General features: G+C 47.8%; 1 protein-coding gene. It reads right to left on the bottom strand.

Annotated features, from left to right (window positions below):
• Positions 1-109: 109 nt before the first annotated feature.
• Complete coding sequence (locus tag CHU32_RS27835) at positions 110-1,114, bottom strand: IS110-like element IS4321 family transposase (protein WP_000427623.1); 1,005 nt, start codon at positions 1,112-1,114, stop codon at positions 110-112.
• Positions 1,115-1,185 lie beyond the last annotated feature (71 nt).

Here is a 1,185-nt window from a genome sequence, read left to right as displayed (position 1 = left end):
GCCTTTCCGTTTTACAGGTTCCTCAACAGGCCGGTGGGCCGTTAGTATCATCAATATCAGTATTCGCAAAACCAGATCAGTAATTCTTTAAACCGGTGTATTTCTGCCGTTATGCTACATAAGTTTGCTGTCGTGCCGTTAGGGCCCAGGCTATTCTGGCCAGCTTGTTTGCCAGAGCACAAGTGACGACAAAGTTGCTTTTCCGGCACAGTAAATCCCTGACCCAATCGGCCAATTTGCCAGACTGGTGTTCCAGTTTTTGTATGAATACCCTGGCACATTGAACCAACAAAGTTCGGATCTTTTTATTACCTCGCTTACTAATTCCCAGCAATGTCGTCCTACCTCCCGTGCTGTACTGCCGAGGTACAAGCCCTGTTGCCGCCGCAAAGTCACGGCTGCTGGCGTACTGCTTCCCGTCGCCAATCTCAGTTGAAATAGTACTCGCTGTCAGTGTTCCGACGCAGGGAATGCTCAGCAAGCGCTGTCCAACCTCATCTTCGTCCAACTTTCGTTTCAACTGGGATTCCAAATCTTTAATCTGCTCAACAAGATAGTGATAATGCTGTTGTAATTTCAGCAATAACTGGCTGAGGTAAAGAGGCAAACTATTATCCTCAAGAATGGTACTCAGTCGGCTAATAACGGCAGCTCCTCGGGGAACGCTAATGCCAAATTCCAGCAGAAAAGCATGCATTTGATTGGTTGTTTTTACCTTATCCTGAACCAGGGATTCACGGACACGATGCAGAGCCCGCATTGCCTGCTGAGATTCCGTTCTGGGCTGCACAAAACGCATAGACGGACGCGATGCAGCTTCACAAATAGCTTCGGCGTCGACAAAGTCGTTTTTATTGCTTTTAACGAACGGGCGGACAAATTGTGGTGATATCAGCTTTGGGGAATGCCCCAACTCTTCCAACTTGCGTGCCATAAAGTGAGAACCGCCACAGGCTTCCATTGCGATGGTTGTAGCGGGGCATGTCGCCAAAAATTCGATCAACTTTGGCCGGGTAAATTTTTTACGGTAAACAGCCTTCCCGCGACGATCCTGGCAATGAATATGGAAAGAGTTTTTACCCAGATCGATACCAATGAGCGCAATGTTTTCCATGATAGTTCTCCGAATGAAAGCCTGTCCTCAGCATAGTACCGGGAAGGAGGGAGTGACCATCTCATTAAATA

Origin of the sequence: Superficieibacter electus (assembly GCF_002915575.1) — a bacterium.
GTDB classification, from domain to species: domain Bacteria; phylum Pseudomonadota; class Gammaproteobacteria; order Enterobacterales; family Enterobacteriaceae; genus Superficieibacter; species Superficieibacter electus.
The sequence above is the reverse complement of the archived record's forward strand: the minus strand, read 5'-3'. Positions and strand labels throughout refer to the sequence as shown.

Excerpts from the sequence above, each read along its gene's own strand:
- CHU32_RS27835 (WP_000427623.1), bottom strand. The coding sequence starts at position 1,114 with ATGGAAAACATTGCGCTCATTGGTATCGATCTGGGTAAAAACTCTTTC.